Here is a 21,771-nt window from a genome sequence, read left to right on the forward strand (position 1 = left end):
CGTCAGCAGGCGTGCTCGGTGTAGGCCGTGGCCGTCTCCGCCAGGAGTTCCTTGCCCGGGCGTGACCACAGGGTGTCGTTGAAGAGCTCCACCTCGATGGGACCCTCGTAGCCCGCCTTCTCCACCAGCGCGCGCCACAACCGCAGGTCGACCGAACCCTGCCCCAGCTGGCCACGCCCGTTCAGGACGCCCTCCGGCAACGGCGTCACCCAGTCCGCCAGTTGGAACGCGTGCAGGCGCCCGCCCCGCCCCGCGCGGTCGATCTGCGCGGGAGCCGTGTCGTCCCACCACACGTGATACGTGTCGACGCAGACCCCGACCTGCGCAGCCGGGAACCGCTCCGCCAGGTCCAGCGCCTGGGACAGCGTGGAGACCACGCAGCGGTCCGACGCGAACATGGGGTGCAGGGGCTCGATGGCCAGGCGGACACCCCGCGCAGCCGCGTACGGAGCCAGTTCCGCCAGCGCATCGGCGATCCGCGAGCGCGCCCCGTGCAGGTCCTTGCCGCCGGCGGGCAGGCCGCCGGAGACCAGGACCAGCGTGTCCGTGCCGAGGGCGGCGGCCTCGTCGATTGCCGCCTTGTTGTCGTCGACGGCCGCCACGCGCGCGTGCGGTTCGACGGCCGTCAGGAATCCGCCGCGGCAGAGCGTGGTCACCGTCAGGCCCGCGTCACGCATCAGCTTGGCGGTCGCCTCCAGGCCGTATGCCTGGACCGGCTCCCGCCACAGCCCGACCCCGGGGACGCCCAAGTCGGTGCAGGCCTCGGCCAGTTCCGGCAGGGACAGTTGCTTGACGGTCATCTGGTTGACGGAGAACCGCGCCAGGTCCCCGCTCCCGAACACGCTCATTGCTGGACTCCGTACGTGGTGAGCAGGGACTTCATGCGGGACTCGGCCAGAGCCGGGTCCGGGAACAGGCCGAGCCCGTCCGCCAGTTCGTAGGCGCGGGTCAGGTGCGGCAGCGATCGTGCCGACTGGAGGCCGCCCACCATCGTGAAGTGGCTCTGGTGGCCCGCCAGCCACGCCAGGAAGACCACCCCCGTCTTGTAGAAGCGGGTGGGGGCCTGGAAGAGATGGCGGGACAGCTCGACCGTCGGGTCGAGACAGGCGCGGAACCCCTTCGTGTCACCGGTGTCCAGCAGACGCACCGCCCGCGCGGCCAGCGGCGCCAGCGGGTCGAAGATGCCGAGCAGGGCGTGGCTGAAGCCCCGGTCGTCGCCCGCGATCAGCTCGGGGTAGTTGAAATCGTCGCCCGTGTAGCAGCGGACGCCGTCGGGGAGGCGGCGGCGCAGGGCGATCTCCCGCCCCGGGTCGAGCAGGGAGATCTTGATGCCGTCGACCTTGTCGGGGTGCGCGGCGATGACCTCCAGGAAGGTCTCGGTCGCCGCGTCCAGGTCCTCGCTGCCCCAGTAGCCGGTGAGCGCCGGGTCGAACATCGGGCCGAGCCAGTGCAGGATCACCGGCTCGCTCGCCTGGCGCAGGAGGTGGCCGTACGTCTCCAGGTAGTCGTCCGGCGACTTCGCGACCGCCGCGAGCGCCCGGGACGCCATCAGGATCACCTGGGCGCCGCTCGACTCGACCAGGGTCAGCTGTTCCTCGTAGGCCCCGCGGACCGTCAGGAGGTCCGCGGGGCCGGCCAGTTGGTCCGTGCCCGCGCCGCAGGCGATCGCGCCGCCCACCGACTTCGCCTCCGCGGCGGAACGCGTGATCAGTTCCGCCGCGCCCTTCCAGTCGAGGCCCATCCCCCGCTGCGCCGTGTCCATCGCCTCGGCCACGCCCAGGCCCTGCGCCCACAGGTGGCGGCGGAAGGCGAGGGTCGCGTCCCAGTCGACGGCCGCCGGGGAGTCCGGGGACACGTCGGCGCGGGGGTCCGCGACCACGTGGGCCGCCGAGAAGACCGTGCGGGAGGTGAGCGGGGAGGTGCCTGCGTCGGCGGACAGAGGGGTGCGATGCGGCTCGTACGCGTACGTCGTGCCGTCCGGCCGCGGCAGCTGAAGCGTCACTGTGCGATCTCCGGCACCTCGATGCGGCGGCCCTCGGCCGAGGACTTCAGGCCCAGTTCGGCGAGCTGTACGCCGCGCGCGCCCGCGTGCAGGTCCCAGTGGTAGGGCGCGTCCGCGTACACGTGCCGCAGGAACAGCTCCCACTGCGCCTTGAAGCCGTTGTCGAACTCCTGGTTGTCGGGGACCTCCTGCCACTGGTCGCGGAACGAGTGGGTGACGGGCAGGTCCGGGTTCCAGACCGGCTTGGGGGTATTGCTCCGGTGCTGTACGCGGCAGTTGCGCAGGCCCGCGACCGCCGAGCCCTCCGTGCCGTCCACCTGGAACTCGACGAGTTCGTCGCGGTTCACGCGGACCGTCCAGGAGGAGTTGATCTGCGCGATCGCGCCGCCTTCGAGCTCGAAGATGCCGTACGCGGCGTCGTCCGCTGTCGCGTCGTAGGGCTTGTCCCGCTCGTCCCAGCGCTGCGGTACGTGCGTCGCGGCGAGCGCCTGGACGCTGCGTACGCGGCCGAACAGCTCGTGCAGGACGTACTCCCAGTGCGGGAACATGTCGACGACGATGCCGCCGCCGTCCTCCGCGCGGTAGTTCCAGGAGGGGCGCTGGGCGCTCTGCCAGTCGCCCTCGAAGACCCAGTAGCCGAACTCGCCCCGGACGGACAGGATCTTGCCGAAGAAGCCGCCCTCGATGAGGCGCTTCAGCTTGAGCAGTCCCGGCAGAAAGAGCTTGTCCTGGACCACGCCGTGCTTGATGCCGGCGGACTGGGCGAGGCGGGCCAGTTCGAGGGCGCCGGCCAGGCCCGTCGCGGACGGCTTCTCGGTGTAGACGTGCTTGCCCGCGGCGATGGCCTTCTTGATGGCCTCCTCGCGCGCGGAGGTGACCTGCGCGTCGAAGTAGATGTCGATGGTGGGGTCGGCCAGGACCGCGTCCAGGTCGGTCGAGACGGCCTTCTCGGCGTCAAGTCCGTGGCGCTCGGCGATCTCCCGCAGGGCGTGTTCCCTGCGGCCGACCAGGACCGGCTCGGGCCACAGCACCGTGTTGTCGGCATCTCCGAGGGCGAGTCCGCCCTGCTCGCGCAGGGCAAGCAGCGAGCGGACGAGGTGCTGGCGGTAGCCCATCCGTCCCGTCACACCGTTCATGGCGATGCGCACCGTCTTGCGAGTCACAGGGGGTCCCTCCGTACGCAGGTAAGCGTATAGCAAGCGCTTTCTATACGAGAAGAAGCTAGCCTGCCGCACAAGGTTCGGACAAGGGCTTCGGACCAGAGCCGTGACCGGAGGACGACGAGATGACCGTGACCCTGGCCGATGTGGCGGCCCGCGCCCAGGTCTCCCCCGCGACCGTCTCCCGCGTGCTGAACGGCAACTACCCCGTGGCCGCGGCTACCCGGGAGCGCGTCCTGCGGGCCGTGAACGATCTCGACTACGTCCTCAACGGCCCCGCGAGTTCGCTCGCCGCGGCCACGTCCGACCTGGTCGGCATCCTGGTGAACGACATCGCCGACCCCTTCTTCGGGATCATGGCGGGCGCCGTCCAGTCCGAGATCGGCGGCCCCGGCGGGCGCGCCGGCGGCGAGCGGATGGCCGTGGTCTGCAACACCGGGGGCTCACCGGAGCGCGAGCTGACCTATCTGACGCTGCTGCAGCGCCAGCGCGCCGCCGCCGTCATCCTGACCGGCGGCGCCCTGGAGGACCCAGCGCATGCCGCCGCGATGTCCGCGAAGCTGGCACGCCTCGCGGACGCGGGCACCCGGATCGTGCTCTGCGGGCGGCCGCCCCTGGAGGACACCGGCGCGGTGGCGGCCACGCTCACCTTCGACAACCGCAGCGGCGGGCGGCGGCTCACGGAGCATCTGCTGACGCTGGGCCACCGCAGGATCGGGTACGTGGCGGGCCCGATGGAGCGCACGACCACTCGGCACCGGCTCGAAGGCCACCGGGAGGCGCTGGCGGCGTCGGGCGCAGCCAAGGGCGACCCGGACGAGCTCACGGTCCACGGCCCCTACACCCGCCGGTCCGGCTACGAGGCGACCCTCGAACTCCTGCGCCGCGACCCGGACTTGACGGCCATCGTGGCCGCCAACGACACGGTCGCCCTCGGCGCCTCGGCCGCCCTGCGCGACCAGGGCCTGCGCATCCCCGAGGACATCTCGGTGGCCGGCTTCGACGACCTGCCCTTCTCGATCGACGCCGTACCCGCCCTGACGACCGTACGCCTGCCCCTGCACGAGGCGGGCGCCCGAGCGGGCCGCCTGGCCACGGGTGCGGAGGAGGCGCCGCCCGGAGGCGTGGCGACGATCGGGGCGGAGCTGATGGTGCGGGGGTCCACGGCGCCGCCACGTCGGTGAGGCCCAAGGCATGGCGGTCTTGGACGGCGCGGCGTACCGTTGACTCAGTCAAGGGTGGCTCGCGTGGCCGCCCCGGGAGGAAACCGTCATGTCGCACGCCTCCGAGACGCCGATCCAGGAGATCCGCGCCTTCAACCGCTTCTACACGAACCTCATCGGCGCCCTCGACTACAGCCGTCAGCTGTACGTCCCGTACACCCTCACCGAGTCCCGGGTCCTCTACGAGATCGCCCACTCGTCCCACCCCGACGCCGCCGACCTGCGCGCTGAACTCACCCTCGACGCAGGGTACTTGAGCCGTCTGCTCGGCAAGTTCGAGAAGGCGGGGCTCATCGAGCGTGCTCCCTCCGAGCGCGATCCGCGGCGCCAGCGCATCACGCTCACCCAGCGGGGGCGCGAGACCGCGGGGCTGCTGGACGAGCGGTCCAACGAGGCCATGGGGTCACTGCTGTCCACCGTCCCGGCCCGTGAGCGGCCCCGCCTCGCGGACGCCCTGCGCACCGTCCGGGAGATCCTGGCCGACCGCGAGGGGAAGGAGCCCTCGCGCCCTTTCTTGCGCGAGCCCGGGGCCGGTGACCTCGGGTGGATCGTGCAGCGCAACGCGGCCCTGTACGCGGCGGAGTACGGCTTCAACACCGACTACGAGGGCCTGGTCGCCCGGATCATCGCCGACTACGCCGAGGATCACGACCCGCATCTGGAGCGGACGTGGATCGCCGAGCTCGACGGGCGGCCCGTGGGCTGTGTGATGTGCGTGCGCGACGACGCGCCGGGGACCGCACGGCTGCGGCTCCTGCTCGTCGAGCCCGACGCGCGGGGGCACGGCATCGGGGACCAACTGGTCTGCGCCTGCGTCGAGTTCGCGCGTGGCGTCGGCTATCGCGAGATGGTCCTGTGGACCAATGACATCCTCGGCGCCGCCCGCTCCATCTACCAGAAGCACGGTTTCGTCCTCGTCGACGAGAAGCCGCACCGCTCCTTCGGCGTCGACCTCGTGGGGCAGGACTGGCAACTGCACCTAGGGTCTGCCCCATGAAACTCGCCTTCTCCACCCTCGGTGTGCCCGGGCTCCCCCTCGCCGACGTGCTGAACCTCGCCACCACCCACGGCTATCACGGCATCGAGCTGCGCGCGCATCCCGAGGAGCCGGTCCACCCGGGGATCGATCTCGCCGAACGGGCCGACGTGGCCGCGCGGTTCAAGGCCGCGGGCATCGAGATCCTCGGCGTCTCCGGGTACGCGCGCGTGGCCGAGCCGGGTGACGACGGGCCCGTGCTCGAAGAGATACGTTCCCTGCTCGCCCTCGCCCGCGACCTGGGCGCCCCCTTCGTCCGCGTCTTCCCCGGCGGCGGCACCGAGCAGAGCGCGGACGAGGCCGACGCGACGGCCGCACGACGGCTCGGCACGGCAGCGGAGTCCGCCGCGGACTTCGGCGTACGCATCCTTCTGGAGACCCACGACTCGCACCGCACCGGCGCCGCGGCGACGCGCGTGCTCGGCGCGGTCGGCCACCGGAACGCGGGCGCCCTGTGGGACGTGATGCACACCTGGCTCGGCGGCGAGTCCCCCGCCGACAGCCACGCGGCGCTCTCCCCGTACCTCGGCTACGTCCAGGTGAAGGACATCGCGTCCGCCGACGACACGACGCCGCTGGGTCTCGGCGAGGGCGTCCTGCCGCTCGCCGAGTGCGTCGACGTGCTGCTCGGCGGGGAACACCGGGACGGCTGGCTGTGCTGGGAGTACGAGAAGCGGTGGTACGAGGAGGCGAAGCCCCTTCCCGAACTCCTGGGCCAGGGGCGGGACTTCCTGTCACGCCTCCTGAACCGTCAGGGCTGACACCGTCCCCGACGCCTGCACCGCCAAGAAGCAACGCCAAGCAAACCGACGGCGCCGACGGACGTCGCCGCCCCATGGGAAGGGCCACCCGTGCTCGATCTCGCCCGGCTCCGCGCCCTGCACGCCGTCTCCGTGCACGGCACCGTCGGCGCCGCCGCCACCGCACTCGGCTACACCCCCTCCGCCGTGTCCCAGCAGATCGCCAAGCTGGAGCGCGAGACCCGCACCACCCTCCTCGAACGCCAGGGCAGGGGCGTGGCCCTCACCGAGGAGGCGCGCCATCTTGCCTCCACCGCGCAGGAGTTGATGGCGATCGTGGAGCGCGCGGAGACCGAGCTGGAGGAGCGGCGCGGGCTGCCCGCGGGGCGGCTGACCGTCGCCGCGTTCCCCTCCGCGGCGCGCGGACTGCTGCCCGGCGTCCTCGCGGACCTGGCCCGGCGGCACCCCGCGCTCGACGCCCGCATGTCGGAGATCGACCCGCATCTCTCCATCGACCTGGTGGCCAAGGGCGCGGTGGACATGGCGGTCGTGCACGACTGGGACATCGCGCCGCTGCCGACGCCGCCCGGCGTCGAACAGGCCGTCATCGGGGACGACTTCTGCGATCTCGTGGTGCCCGCCGCGCACCCCCTCGCGGAACAGGTCTCCGTACGCCGCGAAGGCCTCAAGGGCGAGCGGTGGATCACCCAGCCGCCGGGGCTCGTCTGCCACGAGTGGCTGGTGCGCACGCTGCGCGAGGCGGGCTGCGAGCCGGACATCGCGCACACGGCGGAGGAGAACCCCACCCTGGTCGCCCTGGTCGCGGCAGGGCTCGGCATCGCGCTCATCCCGCGTCTGGGCCGGGGTCCTGTCCCGGACGGCGCGGTCACCGTGCGGCTCGATCCGCTGCCGGTGCGGCGGCTGTACGCGCTGTGGCGGACCGGGGCGTCGCGGCGCCCCTCGATCGCGGAGACGGTACGGACGCTGCAGAGCCACTGGGCCGAGGCGGCGCCCGGAAGGAAGGCGGCCTCCTGAGCCTCAGGATTCCCCTGAGCACCACTTTCCGGAAAACGCCCGCCGCGGGGGAACCCGCTCGGACCGCCCTCCGTCAAACCGCCGTGCTGCCGGGTGAGTCTCCGCGAGGCGGTGTCGGCATCGCTGCTGGCTGCGAACGCTGACCACCCTCTCTGCCGCCCGTGGCCGGCAGCATGCCGTCACCGGTGCGCCCCCCTCCACCAGCGCCGGTGACGGCCCCTCTCCTCCACAGTGGCTGCCGATTCCCTTGACCGGCAGAAATCTTCGGGATATCCGTGAACTCGGAAAGTTTCCTTCAGCCGGTTTCCCCAGCCCGGCTACGGTCCGGCATCCGTCCCCGAAGGACGTCCCCGAAGGAGCGCACATGACCCACCGCAACGCCTCCAGACGCACCCTGCTCACGGCCACGGCCGTCGCGGCGACGGCCCTGGCCGCACCCTCCGCCGCCCACGCGGCCGGGAGCGGCGACCGCGGCCGTGACCGGAAGCTGCGGGAGCTCATCTCCCGCATGAGCCTCGAGGAGAAGGTCGGCCAGCTCTTCGTGATGCATGTGTACGGCCACTCCGCCACCGAGCCCGACCAGGCCGACATCGACGCCAACCTCAAGGAGCTCGGCGTGCGCACCGCCGCGGAGGCGGTCGCCAAGTACCACCTCGGCGGCATCATCTACTTCGGCTGGGCCCACAACACCCGCGCCCCGCTCCAGATCGCCGACCTCTCGAACGGCATCCAGCGCGCCGCCCTCACCCCGGACGCCCCGGAACAGTCCCCCACCGCCCGCATCCCGCTGCTCATCTCCACCGACCAGGAGCACGGGGCCGTCGCCCGCGTCGGCATCCCCGCCACGCTCCTGCCCGGCGCGATGGCCCTGGGCGCCAGCGGCTCACGCTCCGCCGCCCGCAAGGCGGCCCGCATCGCGGGCACCGAGCTGCGCGCGCTCGGCATCCGGCAGAACTACGCCCCGGTGGCCGACGTGAACGTCAACCCCGCCAACCCCGTCATCGGCGTACGGTCCTTCGGCTCGGACCCCGAAGCGGTCGCCGAGCTGGTCGCCGCGCAGGTCAAGGGCCACCAGGGCGCGGACATCGCCTCGACGTCCAAGCACTTCCCCGGGCACGGCGACACCAAGGACGACAGCCACTCCAAGCTGCCGTACATCCACCACACGCGCGAGCAGTGGGAGACCCTGGACGCCCCGCCGTTCCGGGCGGCGGTGGCCGCGGGCATCGACTCGATCATGACGGCGCACATCGTGGTCCCGGCCCTCGACCCGGCGGAGGACCCGGCCACGCTCTCCCGCCCCATCCTCACCGGCATCCTGCGCGAGGAACTGGGCTACGACGGGGTCGTGGTGACGGACTCGCTCGGCATGCAGGGTGTGCGCACCAAGTACGGCGACGACCGCGTGCCGGTGCTCGCGCTGAAGGCGGGCGTCGACCAGCTCCTGAACCCGCCGAAGCCGGAGATCGCCTGGAACGCGGTGCTCCAGGCCGTACGGGACGGCGAGTTGACAGAGGCACGGCTCGACGAATCGATCCTGCGGATCCTGCGCCTCAAGGCGAAGCTGGACCTCTTCTCCGATCCGTACGTCACCGCGCGCGGCGTCGACCGGGCCGTCGGCACGCGCGCGCATCTCGCCGCCGCCGACCGGATCGCGGAGGAGACGACGACGCTGCTGATCAACGCGGACGGGGTGCTTCCGCTCTCGCGGCGCACGCAGCGGAACGTGCTCGTCGTGGGCGCCGATCCGGCGTCGCCGTCGGGGACGACGGGGCCGCCGACGACCGTCATCGGGCGCGAGCTGACGGACCTCGGCTTCACGCCGACGGTACTGCCGACGGGCACCGCCCCCTCCGCCGCCAAGATCGCCGAGGCGGTGGCGGCGGCCGCGGGCAAGGACGCGGTACTCGTGGGCACGTACAACGTGGGGGCGGGCAGCGCTCAGATCGCCCTGGTGGAGGCGCTGGTGGCGACGGGCGTCCCGGTCGTCGCGCTCGCGATCCGCAATCCGTACGACGTGGCGCGGCTCGGGGGCGTGAGCGCGTCCCTTGCCGCGTACTGCTGGACGGACGTCGAACTGCGCGCCGCGGTACGGGTGATCGCGGGGCGCGCCGAGCCACGCGGGAAGCTTCCCGTGCCGGTTCAGCGTGCGGATGACCCGGCGCAGGTGCTGTACCCGGTCGGGCACGGCCTGACGTACTGACCCGTACGCCGGGCCTGCGGCGCGCCACCTCCACCTGGCCCAAAGCACCCCGCGCACCTGGCGTGCGCCCGCCCCCGCGGGCCACGCTGGGTGCACATATCGGGGGTTCGCCATGCTTGTCGTGCTTGTCATGCTTGGGCGGCGGTGTGCGGGGGTGTTGCTTCTGGTCGCGTGCGTCGGTGCGGCCGGCTGCCAGAACTCCTCGGACCCGGGGTCGGACGCGTCCGGCCGGCGACCGTCATCGGCGGCGCCTTCCGGGCACGGAGCGGTCTTCCTCGCGGTGGACGAGTGCAGTTCGCGGGGGCGCGAGACCTTCACGGAGGTGTCCTGCACGAGTGAGCGGGCGGCGGCGCGGGTCATCGCCCGTCATGACGCCGAGGTCGCCGAGGGCCCTTCGTGCCCCGCCCGCACGGACTTCGTCCTCCACATCAGCGAGAACCGCCCCACGGTGGACGAGGACGGGAACGGCGAGGTGCCGCGGGGGTACGCCTGCATGCGGAACCTGGAGCTGCCGCATCCCGGGGATCCCGGGGGCGGGGGTGGTCCTCGGACTGTTGTCGGGGACTGTGTTTATGGGGCGGGCGAGGGGGAGGTCCGCGAGACGGCGTGTGACGGGTCGGGCGCGAAAGCCCCTGAGTACCGGGTGATTTCAGCGGTCCCGTCACGTGACGCGTGTCCGGCCGCCACGCAGCTCTATGTGTCACTGGAGGGTGGGAAGCCGGTGGGGTGTGCGGTGCGGGTGTGAGCGGGGTTTCTTTCCCCAATCCCGCCCCTTCCCGAAGCTGGGGCTCCGCCCCAGCCCCCGGTCCTCAAACGCCGGACGGCTGAAAGATTTCCCCGGCCGGGGAAATCTCAGCCCGTCCGGCGTTTGAGGACGAACTCGGCGAAGCCGGTGATCGACGGCCACCAAGGCCCCCGCGCCGAGCGGGTTTTTGGGAAGGGGTGGGGTTGGGGAAAATTTCGGTCCCTACGGGCGCAGGGTCAGCTGCTTCTGCTCTTCCTTGCGGTCGAGCTTCGCGTCGTACGGAGCCAGCGGCTTCGGCGTAGCCGAAGAGGAGACCCCGGCCCAGGCCTGGATCCGCTCCGTCGCCTTCGCCTTGTCCGCCGCGACGAGCCCGGCCACGTTCGCCCCGTGGTTGGCGCCCGGCGCGGTGAAGACGTGGGAGTCGTGCTTCGCGCCCCTGGCGGGACGGAACGGCTCGGCGCCCCACGGGTCGTTCTCGCCGTAGACGTACATCATCCGCTGCGCGTTGTGCCGCACCCAGCGGTCCACGTCCTTCATGGCGCCCGACTGGAACTTCATCGGGATCTCACGCGGCACGAAGTTCCGCGGCGGCTGGTAGCCGTAACGGCTCAGGTCGCCGAGCCAGGGCTGCTTGATGTCGGGCGAGCCGAGCTGCGTACCGGCCTGGTAGTAGTACGGCGTGTACGGGGTCAGGCCCTGGTCCGTGTAGGAGGTCCAGCCGCCCACCTGGTCGACGTAGTCGAAGATCGCCTGGTCGGAGGCGGACTTGGCGTCGGGGACGTCCGCGCACGCGGACTCCGGCTGGTACTGCCAGAAGCCCCACACCAGGTCGAGGACGACGGCCTCGTAGGCCTTGTCCAGGTTGCCGACGGTCTTGAAGGTGTAGTTGCCGGCCTCGGCGAACTCCGCGTACTTCTTCTCCAGCGGCTCGCGGCGCACGAGCGCCTCGCGCTGCACGGCCTCCAGCGCGGCGCGGCACTCCTTGGTGCCGACCGTCTCGAAGAACTCGTCGTAGCGCGAGTCCTCCTTGTTCACGACGTCGTTCGGGGCGACGTACGCGACGACGCCGTCCATGTCACGCGGGTAGAAGCGCTCGTAGTACGTGGCGGTCATGCCGCCCTTCGAGCCGCCGGTCGCCACCCACTTCTTGTCGTAGACGGGCTTGAGGGCCTTGAAGATGCGGTGCTGGTCGCTCGCGGCCTGCCAGATGTCGAGCTTGGACCAGTCGGCGGGCTCGGGGCGGGACGGCGTGAAGAAGCGGTACTCCATGGAGACCTGGTTGCCGTCGATGATCCGCGTCGGCTCGCTGCGGCTGGGGTTCGTCGAGACGTTGTAGCCGCTGGTGAAGAAGGCCGTGGGGCGGGCGGTGTCCTTGTGCAGGACCGTAAGGCGCTGCTTGAAGGTGCCCTTGGAGGGGTGCCGGTGGTCGATCGGCTGGGTGTAGTTGAGGACGAAGTAGCGGTAGCCGGTGTACGGCTTCTCCTCGATCAGGCTCATGCCCGGGATCGCCAGGAGCCGGTCCTTGATGTCGGTGGCCTGCGGCTTCGCGGCGGTGGCCGCCCCTGCCGCACTCACTGTGCCCGCGGTGCCGATGCCTATCAGCACCACGAGCGACAGCAGCCATCTGAGCGCCTTGCGCATGCACTCTCCCCTAAGTTCGCGATTGCGTCCGCCGGAACTTATCGGAGCAACTCGCTCACCACTAGGGGCTCTTGCGTCACGTCCGGACGCAGTACGTCACAAAGGGGTGCACAACGTGCACCATGCGATCAGTGAGCCGTCAGCACAGGATCCAGCCCGAGCTGGTGCTACCCCCGCCGACCCTGCCCTTCACCCACACGCAGCGCTGTCCCGCGTGCACCGTCACCGGCCCCGCGTGATGCGTGTAGCGGCCCTTGTCCCTGGCCGGGCGGTTGCCCCGGGCCTGGACGCTCACGGACATCGTCTTGCGGGCGCCGGGGCGCTTGGCGACGGTGACGGCGCAGACGTAGCCGCGGCTCTTGTAGACGACGACCTTGCCGGTGCTGAAGGAGAGGGTGCGCACCTTGTGCCCGGCGCAGCGCCCGGCCGACGCCTGTGCCTGCGCGGCACCCGCGCCCGCGACACCGAGCAGGACGGCAGCCGCAAGGACGACGGCGCCGAGCGCGAGGCTCCGCCGTATTCGACCACTGCTCACCAGGTTCCCTCCCGACACTTCCGCATCAGCGTACTGATGTACGGACGCGGACCGTGGGGCGCCTGGTTGCGCCCCACGGTCCATTTGTTCTCCGGGTCAGGCGGCCGTCGGCTCCGCCTCGCCCACGAACGTCCGCCACAGCGTCGCGTACCGCCCGTCGAGCGCGAGCAGCTCCTCGTGCGTGCCGTCCTCCGCGACCCGGCCGTGGTCCATCAGGATCACGCGGTCCGCGCGGGCCGCCGTGGTGAGGCGGTGGGCGACGACCAGGGTGGTGCGCTTGCCCGCGATGCGGTCGGTGGCCTGGTTGACCTGCGCTTCCGTGGCGAGGTCGAGGGCCGCGGTCGCCTCGTCGAGGAGCAGGATGTCCGGGTCGACGAGCTCCGCGCGGGCCAGGGCGATCAGCTGGCGCTGCCCCGCGGAGAGGTTGCGGCCGCGCTCGGAGACCTCGTGGAGGTAGCCGCCGTCCAGGGTGGCGATCATGTCGTGCGCGCCGACCGCGCGGGCCGCGGCCTCCACCTCGGCGTCGGTGGCGTCGGGCCGCCCGTAGGCGATCGCGTCGCGCACCGTGCCCGCGAAGAGGTAGGCCTCCTGCGGGACGACGCCGAGCCGGTGGCGGTACGCGGTCAGGTCGAGGGACCTCAGGTCGGTGCCGTCCACCGTCACCCGGCCGCCGGTCGGGTCGTAGAACCGGGCGACGAGCTTGACGAGCGTCGACTTGCCCGCGCCGGTCTCGCCCACGAAGGCGACGGTCTGGCCCGCCGGGATGTGCAGGCGCACGTCGCTCAGCGCCTCCTCCGGTTCGTCGGCGGAACCGTACGCGAAGTCGACGCCCTCGAAGGCGATCTCGCCGCGCAGGGACAGCACGTCGAGCGGCTCGTCGGCGGACTCGGTGGAGGTCGGCTCGCGGAGCAGTTCCTGGATGCGGCCGAGCGAGACGGTGGCCTGCTGGTAGCCGTCGAAGACCTGGGAGAGCTGCTGGACGGGGGCGAAGAACAGGTCGATGTAGAGGAGGTAGGCGACCAGGGCACCGGTCGTCAGCGTGCCCGCCTCCACGCGCCCCGCGCCGACCATCAGGACCGCGGCGGCGGCGACCGCCGAGAGCAGCTGCACGAACGGGAAGTAGATCGAGATCAGCCACTGCCCGCGGATACGGGCGCTGCGGTAGTCGGCGCTGGCCCGCTCGAACTTCTCGCCGCCGGAGCGCTCGCGCCGGAAGGCCTGCACGATGCGCAGCCCGGCGACGGACTCCTGGAGGTCGGCGTTGACCACCGAGACGCGCTCACGCGCCAGCTCGTACGCCTTGACGCTGGAGCGGCGGAAGAAGACCGTGCCGATGATCAGCGGCGGCAGGGTCGCGAAGACGACGAGCGCGAGCTCCACGTCGATGACGACGAGGGCGACCATGATGCCGAAGAAGGTGACGACGGAGACGAAGGCGGTGACGAGTCCGGTCTGCAGGAAGGTGGACAGGGCGTCCACGTCCGTGGTCATCCGGGTCATGATGCGCCCGGTCAACTCCCGCTCGTAGTAGTCGAGTCCGAGCCGCTGGAGCTGGGCGAAGATCTTCAGGCGCAGGGCGTAGAGGACGCGCTCGCCCGTCCGCCCCGTCATCCGCGTCTCGCCGATCTGGGCCACCCACTGGGCGAGCACGGCGAGCAGCGCGAGCCCGGCGGCCACCCACACGGCGCCGAGCGCGAGCTGCGAGACGCCCTCGTCGATGCCGTGCCGGATCAGCACCGGAAGCAGCAGGCCCATGCCCGCGTCGACGGCGACAAGGAGCAGGGCGAGGAGCAGCGGCTTCCCGAATCCGGCGAGCAGGCGGCGCAGGCCGTACGACTCCTCCGGGGTGACCGCGCGTGCCTCGTCGATCTGAGGGGTGTCGGTGGCCGGGGGCAGCGCGTCGACCTGGGCGAGGAGCTCGGGCGTCGCGGGCATCCCGGCCATCGCGGTGTCCTTGGGCTCCCGGTCGCCCACCCAGAGCTGCGGGGTGATGCCGCGCTCGGCGTCGAACTCGGCGTCGAGTTCGTCGCGTACGGAGGTGTCCTCGGGGATCTCGACCGGGACCGTGCGGCCCGGCGAGACGCCGCCGAGTTCGTCCGGGTCGGTCAACAGGCGCCGGTAGAGCGCCGATCGCTCGGTCAGCTCCTCGTGCGTGCCGATGGCCGCGAGGCGTCCGCCGTCCAGCACGGCGATGCGGTCGGCGAGGTTCAGGGTGGAGCGGCGGTGGGCGATGAGGAGGGTCGTGCGGCCCGCCATGACGCCGCGCAGCGCCTCGTGGATCTCGTGCTCGACCCGCGCGTCCACGGCGGACGTCGCGTCGTCGAGGACGAGCAGGCGGGGGTCGGTGAGGATGGCGCGGGCGAGGGCGACGCGCTGGCGCTGGCCGCCGGAGAGCGTCAGGCCGTGCTCGCCGACCGTGGTCTCGTAGCCGTCGGGCAGTTCGGCAATGAAGCGGTCGGCCTGGGCTGCGCGGGCGGCGGTCTCGATCTCCTCCTGGGTGGCGTCCGGCTTTCCGTACGCGATGTTGGCGCGGATGGTGTCGGAGAAGAGGAAGGAGTCCTCGGGCACGAGGCCGATCGCGGCCCGCAGCGAATCGGTGGTCAGCTCGCGCACGTCGTGGCCGCCGATGAGGACGGCGCCGTGCGTCACGTCGTAGAAGCGGGGCAGCAGCAGCGAGACGGTGGACTTGCCGCTGCCGGAGGTGCCGACCACGGCGAGGGTCTCGCCGGGCCGGATCTCGAAGGAGAGGCCGTCGAGGACGGGGCGGCTGTCCTCGTAGGCGAAGGAGACGTCGTCGAACTCGACGGTGGCCGGGGCGTCGGCGGGCAGTTCCTTCGTGCCGTCCGTCAGCGTCGGCTCGGTGTCGATGAGCTCCAGGACGCGCTCGGCGCCCGCGCGGGCCTGCTGGCCGACGGTGAGGACCATGGCGAGCATCCGGACGGGTCCGACGAGCTGGGCGAGGTAGCTGGAGAAGGCGACGAACGTGCCGAGCGTGATCTGTCCGCGCACCGCGAGCCAGCCGCCGAGCGCGAGCATCGCGACCTGCCCGAGCGCGGGCACGGCCTGCAGGGCGGGCGTGTACTTGGAGTTGAGGCGGATGGTGCGCAGGCGGCCGGCGAAAAGCTTGCGGCCGACCTCTCTGAGCTTCCCGGTCTCCTGGTCCTCCTGGCCGAAGCCCTTCACGACGCGTACGCCGGAGACGGAGCCGTCCACGACCCCGGCGACGGCGGCGGCCTGGGCCTGCGCGTACCAGGTGGAGGGGTGCAGGCGGCCCCGGCTGCGCTTGGCGATGAACCAGAGGGCGGGGGCCACGGCGAGCGCGACGGCGGTCAGGGGCAGGGAGAGCCACGCCATGATCACGAGGGAGATCACGAAGAGCAGGATGTTGCCGATGGTCATCGGCAGCATGAAGAGCAGGCCCTGGATGAGCTGGAGATCGCTGGTGGCGCGCCCGACGACCTGCCCGGTGGACAGCTCGTCCTGCCGCCGTCCGTCGAGTCTGGTGATCGTCCCGTACATCTCGGTCCGCAGGTCGTGCTGGACGTCGAGGGCGAGACGGCCGCCGTAGTAGCGGCGGATGTAGGTGAAGACGTAGACGAGGACGGCCGCGCCGATGAGGGCGCCGATCCAGGGGCCCATGTCGCGGGACTTGTCCCCGATGACGTCGTCGATGATCACCTTGGTGATCAGCGGGACGAGCGCCATGACGGCCATGCCGGCGAGCGAGGAGCCGAGCGCGAGCACGACGTCCTTGGGGTACCGCCACGCGTACCCGGTGAGCCGTTTCGCCCAGCCGGATCTCAACGCCTCGGTACCCCCGGATTTCTCCGGCTCGACCCCGCCCCGTTGCTCCACCACGTGCTGCCTCCCGTCGACCTGACCTGCCGAGAGGCCCAACGCGGTGGGACGAGAATTTCATCCCACCGCAACAAAGACGGGTCGGAGGTCCTAGGACCACCCGGAGGGGGCCGGCCTCGAACAGGCGATCAACCGGCGGGGGCCGCCACGAACGCCTCGCGCGGGGTGACCGTCGGGGCGTAACGCCCGGCCGCGGAGGCCCTGGGCGCCAGGTCCTTGTGGACGGCCTTGGCCACGCCCTGGATGGTGGCGACGCCGTAGTTCATGGTGCTGTTGCCGTGGGTGAGCACGGTGAGCGTGTAGTCGTGGCCGCCGCCCTTGAACGCGCCGATGCTGTGCACCCGCCAGCCGTGGGTGGACCGCTGCAGCCAGCCGTTCTTGACGTGGATCTTGACGCCGGACGGCGCGCCCGCCGGGGTGCCCCAGCGCTGCGAGGCGACGACCTTGTTCATCAGCTTGAGGATGTAGGCGCGCGCGTTGTCGCTCAGGACGGCGTTCTTGGCGGTGATCAGGGCGAGGAGCTTCTGCTCGTCGGCCGCGTTGATCCGGGTCAGGCCCCAGTAGCCGCCGGAACCCGGCACGGTCTTCGTCATCTTGGCGGCCCTGAGGAAGCCGTTGATCTTCCCCGTGCCGAGCTGGCGCCAGAGCTTGGTCGTCGCCGCGTTGTCCGACTTGGTGATCATGGCGTACGCGAGGTCCGACTCACGGGCCGAGAGCTTGCGGTCGGTCTTCTTCGCGTCCCACAGCAGCGCCGCGAGGACGGTCGTCTTGACGACGCTCGCCGAGTCGAACGATGTGGTGGAACGCAGGGTGCAGGTGGTGCCCGTGGAGCGGTCGTGGAGACCGACCGCGATGGTGCCCTTGCGGTTCTTCAGGGCCGCCGTGATGTCCTTCGTGAGCTTGGCGGCCAGGCCGGCCTGCGCGGAGGTGCAGGTGACCTTCGGTGGCGTCGCGGCCGCGGCGGGCGTGGCGGTCGCGGCCGTGCCGAGCGGCACGAGCACGCCGGCGGCGAGGCCCGCCGAGAGCACGCGGGCACGCCTGGATATACCGGATGTCCGGTGAGTCATGGATCTTCCCCCTGGGGTCCGTTCGGGTCCGTACAAGACCCTCCGGGCCCGTACAAGCGCGCCCCCCGGCACACTCACCCCAGATGACTCACCGGCACCCGTACATGGATGCACGAGTTTGAGAACAGATGACCGATCTGTAATCAGCCCGTGTCATGGCACGCGTCCACACTCGTTCGCCGACAGGAGCCGTCGGCTCAGAGATGCGTCGGCTCAGAGATGCGTCGGCTCGAACATGCGCAGGACGGCCGGGAGCACGACCACCGAGGGGCCGGGCTCCGCGAGCGCCTTCGTCAGGTCGTCGCGCAGGGTCTCCGGGGTCGACCGGACGCCCGGCACCCCGAAGGACTCCGCGAGCGCGACGAAGTCGGGACGGGAGAGCTCCGTGGCCGTGGGCTCGCCGAACGCGTCCGCCATGTACTCCCGGAGGATTCCGTAGCCCCCGTCGTCCACGATCAGCCAGGTGACCGGCAGACCGTGCTGCTTGGCGGAGGCCAGTTCCGCGATGGAGTACATCGCGCCGCCGTCACCCGACACGGCGAGCACCGGCGTCGAGGGGTCGGCGGCCGCCGCTCCGATGGCGGCCGGGAAGCCGTAGCCGAGGCCGCCCGCGCCCTGTGCCGAGTGCATGGTGTTGGGGCGCCGCGCGTCGAAGGCGGACCAGGCCCAGTAGGCGAGGATCGTCATGTCCCAGAAGGACGGCGAGGCGTCCGGCAGGGCTTCCCGCACCGACGCGAGGACCTGCTGCTCCAGGGTGAGCTCCTGGGCGGCGATCCGGTCCTTGACCTTGGCAAGGACCGTCCGGACCCGCTCCGGGGCCTCGGAGTCCTCCCTCGGCGCGTCGATCGTCTCCAGGAGCGCGGACAGCGCGAGCCGCGCGTCCGCGTGGATGCCGAGCGCCGGGTGGTTGGACTCCAGCTTTCCCGCGTCGGCCTCGATCTGGATGACCCGGCCGCGCGGCTTGAACGTGTGGTAGTTCGAGGAGAGCTCGCCCAGGCCGGAGCCGACCACCAGGAGGACGTCCGCGTCCTCCAGGAAGTCCGTGGTGTACCGGTCCTCCAGCCAGGACTGGAGCGACAGCGGGTGCTCCCAGGGGAAGGCGCCCTTGCCGCCGAAGGTCGTCACGACGGGCGCGTTCACCAGCTCGGCGAGTGCGAGGAGCTTCTTGGAGGCGTCCGAGCGCACGACTCCGCCGCCCGCGATGATCGCCGGGCGCTCGGCCCGGGACAGCAGGTCGGCCGCGACCGCGGTCAGCTCGGGGCGCGGGACGACCTCGTCCGGGGTCGCGTCCATGGCCGTGACGACGGGCAGCGTCGTCTCCGCGAGCAGGACGTCCTGCGGGATCTCCACCCACACCGGGCCGTGCGGGGCGGTCAGCGCCGACTCCCAGGCCGCGGCAATCGCGGACGGGATCTGCGAGGCCGTGCGCACGGTGTGGACGGACTTCACGATGTCGCGGAACGAGGCCTGCTGGTCGCGCAGCTCGTGGAGGTAGCCGTGCCGGCCGCCGCCGAGGCCCGCCACCGGGATCTGGCTGCCGATCGCGAGCACGGGCGAGGACCCGGCCGCCGCCTCCTGGAGCGCGGCGAGCGAGGTCAGCGCGCCGGGCCCGGTGGAGAGCAGCAGCGGGGCCACCTCACCGGTGATCCGGCCGTACGCGTCCGCGGCGAAGCCCGTGTTGTTCTCGACGCGCAGGCCGACGTACGACAGGGACGAGCGCCGCAGGGCGTCGAACATGCCGAGCGCGTGCTGGCCGGGGAGGCCGAAGACCGTCGTCGCGCCGAGGCCCTGGAGGGTCTCCACGACGAGATCGCCGCCGTTGCGCCCCGGCGGCGGGCTCAGGGCCGCGTCCCGCTGTGCGTCGGTGGGCCGCAGTACTACGTCGTGGTCGTGCGTCACTTGGCCGCGCTCCCCTCAGTGCTCTGGCGGGCCTCCGCGATCTGGCGGGACATGATCGTCGTCAGCTCGTACGCGGTGTGCGAGGCGGCGACAGCCGTGATCTCCGCGTGGTCGTAGGCGGGGGCGACCTCGACGACGTCCGCCGAGACGAGGTTGCAGGAGGAGAGCCCCCGCAGGATCTCCAGGAGCTCGCGCGACGTCATGCCGCCCGCCTCCGGGGTGCCCGTGCCGGGCGCGTGGGCCGGGTCCAGGCAGTCGATGTCGATGGAGATGTAGAGCGGGCGGTCGCCGATGCGCTGGCGCAGCTGGTCGGCGACCTCGTCGGCGCCACGGCGGTAGATGTCCGCAGAGGTGACGATGCCGAAGCCCATCTTCTCGTCGTCGGTGAGGTCCTTCTTGCCGTACAGCGGGCCGCGCGTGCCGACGTGGGAGAGCGCCTCGGTGTCGAGGATGCCCTCCTCCACGGCGCGGCGGAACGGCGTGCCGTGGGTGTACTCGGCGCCGAAGTACGTGTCCCAGGTGTCCAGGTGCGCGTCGAAGTGCAGCAGGGCGACCGGGCCGTGCTTCTTGGCGACCGAGCGGAGCAGCGGCAGGGCGATGGTGTGGTCGCCGCCGAGCGTCATCATGCGGGCGCCCGAGCCGAGCAGGTCGTCCGCGGCGGCCTCGATCGTCTCGACCGCCTCGTTGATGTTGAACGGGTTCGCGGCTATGTCGCCCGCGTCGGCGACCTGCGCGAGCGCGAAGGGCGAGGCGTCCTGCGCGGGGTTGTACGGACGCAGGAGGCGCGAGGCCTCACGGATCGCGTTGCCGCCGAAGCGGGCGCCGGGGCGGTACGAGACACCGGTGTCGAAGGGCACGCCGACCACGGCGATGTCGGTCTTGCCGCCCACCTCGTCGAGGCGGGGCAGCCGGGCGTAGGTCGCCGGGCCCGCGTACCGCGGGACGCGGGAGGAGTCGACCGGGCCGCGGGGGGTCGGGGTCTCGGCGCTGCTCATGGTCGGGTTCCTCCTGCTGGTACGAGTACTGCGTTGCTGCTGGGACAAGTGTCGCGCGGCCCACTGACAGTGACGTCGGCAGTGGGCCGCGCGCAGGACTAGACGGCTACCGGCGTTTCCGGTTCCGCTTCTTCGGACCCCCGGCCCGCGAGCCGCTCGCGCCAGGCGGCGAGCACGGCCGCGTCGGTCGGCTTCGTGGCGAGGGAGACGACGACGTACACGCCGAGGGAGATCAGCAGGCCGTAGTAGACCGGCTCGTTGGCGAGGATTCCGTACCCCCACATGAGCCCGATGACCGAGAGCCCACCGGCGGCGACGGCCGCGAGGGCGCCGGGCGCGGTGCCGCGCTTCCACAGCAGCCCGCCGAGAATCGGCACGAGCAGACCGGCGACGAGCAGGTTGTAGGCGACGGTGAGTGCCTGGACGACGTCGTTGAGGGCGATGGCGATGCAGACGACGGCGATGCCCATGACCAGGATGAAGAGGCGGTTGCCCTTCACCTCGTCGTGCGGCTCGTCGTCGGTTCCGCCGGACTTCACGACGCCCCGCAGCCGCGACCAGATGTCGTTGTTGGCCACGGTCGCGCACGCGATGAGCGCCCCGGAGGACGTGGACATCACGGCGGCGAGTGCCGCGGCCAGCACCAGGCCGCGTACGCCCATGGGCAGTTCGTCCTTGACGATGGTCGCGAAGGCCGCGTCGGCGCTCGGCAGCTTCGGGTACATGACCTTGGCGGCCGTACCGATGACGGCGCCCGCGATCGCGTAGACGAGGCAGTAGGTACCGGCGACGGTGCCGCCGTAGCGGGCGACCTTGTCGCTGCGCGCGGTGAAGACGCGCTGCCAGATGTCCTGCCCGATGAGCATGCCGAACGTGTAGATCAGGACGTACGTGAAGATCGTCTCGCCGCCGATGCCCAGCGGGTCGAAGTACTCGGTGGGCAGCTTGGCCTTCATCTCGCTGAAGCCGCCTGCCTTGACGACCGCGATGGGAAGGAGCAGGAGCAGCACGCCGATGGTCTTCACCACGAACTGCACCATGTCGGTGAGCGTGATGGACCACATGCCGCCGAGCGTCGAGTAGGCGACGACGATCGAGCCGCCGAGGATGATCGCGATCGTCCGGTTCATGTCGAACAGGACGTCGAAGATCGTGGCGTACGCGATGGTCGAGGTGACCGCGAGCATCAGCGTGTACGCCCACATGACGACCCCGGAGATGACGCCCGCGCGCCCGCCGTAGCGGAGGTCGAGCATCTCGGAGACGGTGTAGACCTTCAGGCGGGCGATGCGCGCCGAGAAGAAGACGCTCAGCGCGAGCAGGCCGAGGCCGATCGTGAAGACCATCCAGGCGCCGGAGAGCCCGTACTGGTAGCCGAGGCCGACGCCGCCGATGGTGGACGCGCCGCCGAGGACGATGGCGGCCATGGTCCCGGAGTACATCCACGGTCCGAGGCGGCGTCCGGCGACCAGGAACTCGCTCTTGGACTTGGCGCGGCGCATGCCCCACCAGCCCATCGCGAGCATGCCGGCGAGATAGACGACGATCACTGTGTAGTCGACGGCCATAGGGCCCTCCTTCGCGCACCTCGGTGGCGTGTCGTGCAGATGGGGGTGGGGGGGTGGCAACCGG

At 71.4% G+C, this 21,771-nt stretch carries 16 protein-coding genes; 6 read left to right on the top strand and 10 right to left on the bottom strand.

The window, feature by feature from the left end; genetic code table 11:
• Nucleotides 1–2: 2 nt before the first annotated feature.
• The 3 genes from AB0I66_RS31160 to AB0I66_RS31170 are packed head-to-tail and all read right to left on the bottom strand — an operon-like array spanning nt 3 to nt 3,165.
• Nucleotides 3–848, bottom strand: a complete 846-nt coding sequence (locus AB0I66_RS31160) for a sugar phosphate isomerase/epimerase family protein (protein ID WP_363211305.1) — start codon at nt 846–848, stop codon at nt 3–5.
• Complete coding sequence (locus tag AB0I66_RS31165) at nt 845–2,002, bottom strand: dihydrodipicolinate synthase family protein (RefSeq protein WP_363211306.1); 1,158 nt, start codon at nt 2,000–2,002, stop codon at nt 845–847. The genes AB0I66_RS31160 and AB0I66_RS31165 overlap by 4 nt, the downstream gene beginning before the upstream one ends.
• Entirely contained in the window at nt 1,999–3,165 is a 1,167-nt protein-coding gene (locus AB0I66_RS31170; RefSeq protein ID WP_363211307.1) for a Gfo/Idh/MocA family oxidoreductase, read from the bottom strand. Before AB0I66_RS31170 ends, AB0I66_RS31165 begins: the two co-directional genes overlap by 4 nt.
• 122 nt (nt 3,166–3,287) lie before the next feature.
• On the opposite strand from AB0I66_RS31170, the gene AB0I66_RS31175 reads away from it, so the two are divergent.
• The 6 genes from AB0I66_RS31175 (at nt 3,288) to AB0I66_RS31200 (ending at nt 10,144) form a co-directional block, all read left to right on the top strand.
• Complete coding sequence (locus AB0I66_RS31175) at nt 3,288–4,346, top strand: LacI family DNA-binding transcriptional regulator (protein ID WP_363211308.1); 1,059 nt, start codon at nt 3,288–3,290, stop codon at nt 4,344–4,346.
• A gap of 88 nt (nt 4,347–4,434) precedes the next feature.
• Nucleotides 4,435–5,382, top strand: a complete 948-nt coding sequence (locus tag AB0I66_RS31180; protein WP_363211309.1) for a bifunctional helix-turn-helix transcriptional regulator/GNAT family N-acetyltransferase — start codon at nt 4,435–4,437, stop codon at nt 5,380–5,382.
• A complete protein-coding gene (locus tag AB0I66_RS31185; protein ID WP_363211310.1) occupies nt 5,379–6,182 on the top strand; it encodes a sugar phosphate isomerase/epimerase family protein in 804 nt (267 codons plus the stop codon). Before AB0I66_RS31180 ends, AB0I66_RS31185 begins: the two co-directional genes overlap by 4 nt.
• A 90-nt stretch (nt 6,183–6,272) precedes the next feature.
• Nucleotides 6,273–7,196 (top strand): LysR family transcriptional regulator, encoded by a 924-nt coding sequence (locus AB0I66_RS31190; protein WP_363211311.1) that lies wholly within the window; start codon nt 6,273–6,275, stop codon nt 7,194–7,196.
• A gap of 364 nt (nt 7,197–7,560) precedes the next feature.
• Nucleotides 7,561–9,399 (top strand): glycoside hydrolase family 3 protein, encoded by a 1,839-nt coding sequence (locus AB0I66_RS31195; protein ID WP_363211312.1) that lies wholly within the window; start codon nt 7,561–7,563, stop codon nt 9,397–9,399.
• Between the two features lie 130 nt (nt 9,400–9,529).
• Complete coding sequence (locus tag AB0I66_RS31200; RefSeq protein WP_363211558.1) at nt 9,530–10,144, top strand: hypothetical protein; 615 nt, start codon at nt 9,530–9,532, stop codon at nt 10,142–10,144.
• A gap of 222 nt (nt 10,145–10,366) precedes the next feature.
• Here the strand turns inward: AB0I66_RS31200 and AB0I66_RS31205 are convergent, their stop codons facing one another.
• From AB0I66_RS31205 to AB0I66_RS31235, 7 genes are all read right to left on the bottom strand, one after another.
• Entirely contained in the window at nt 10,367–11,785 is a 1,419-nt protein-coding gene (locus AB0I66_RS31205; RefSeq protein WP_363211313.1) for a S28 family serine protease, read from the bottom strand.
• A 139-nt stretch (nt 11,786–11,924) separates the two neighbouring features.
• Nucleotides 11,925–12,320, bottom strand: coding sequence for a hypothetical protein (locus AB0I66_RS31210; protein ID WP_363211314.1), 396 nt, complete (start codon nt 12,318–12,320; stop codon nt 11,925–11,927).
• A 96-nt stretch (nt 12,321–12,416) separates the two neighbouring features.
• A complete protein-coding gene (locus AB0I66_RS31215) occupies nt 12,417–16,175 on the bottom strand; it encodes an ABC transporter ATP-binding protein (protein WP_363211559.1) in 3,759 nt (1,252 codons plus the stop codon).
• Between the two features lie 131 nt (nt 16,176–16,306).
• A complete protein-coding gene (locus AB0I66_RS31220) occupies nt 16,307–17,245 on the bottom strand; it encodes a serine hydrolase (RefSeq protein WP_363211315.1) in 939 nt (312 codons plus the stop codon).
• Nucleotides 17,246–17,458: 213 nt separating this feature from the next.
• The gene (locus AB0I66_RS31225) at nt 17,459–19,144 is read right to left on the bottom strand and encodes a thiamine pyrophosphate-binding protein (RefSeq protein ID WP_363211316.1); all 1,686 of its coding nucleotides are present in this window, start codon (nt 19,142–19,144) and stop codon (nt 17,459–17,461) included.
• On the bottom strand, nt 19,141–20,139 hold the full coding sequence (speB, locus tag AB0I66_RS31230; protein WP_363211317.1) for an agmatinase: 999 nt from the start codon (nt 20,137–20,139) through the stop codon (nt 19,141–19,143). Before speB ends, AB0I66_RS31225 begins: the two co-directional genes overlap by 4 nt.
• A gap of 98 nt (nt 20,140–20,237) precedes the next feature.
• A complete protein-coding gene (locus AB0I66_RS31235; RefSeq protein ID WP_363211318.1) occupies nt 20,238–21,707 on the bottom strand; it encodes a sodium:solute symporter in 1,470 nt (489 codons plus the stop codon).
• Nucleotides 21,708–21,771 lie beyond the last annotated feature (64 nt).

The sequence above is a fragment of the Streptomyces sp. NPDC050439 genome, assembly GCF_040655335.1.
In the GTDB taxonomy this organism is placed as follows: domain Bacteria; phylum Actinomycetota; class Actinomycetes; order Streptomycetales; family Streptomycetaceae; genus Streptomyces.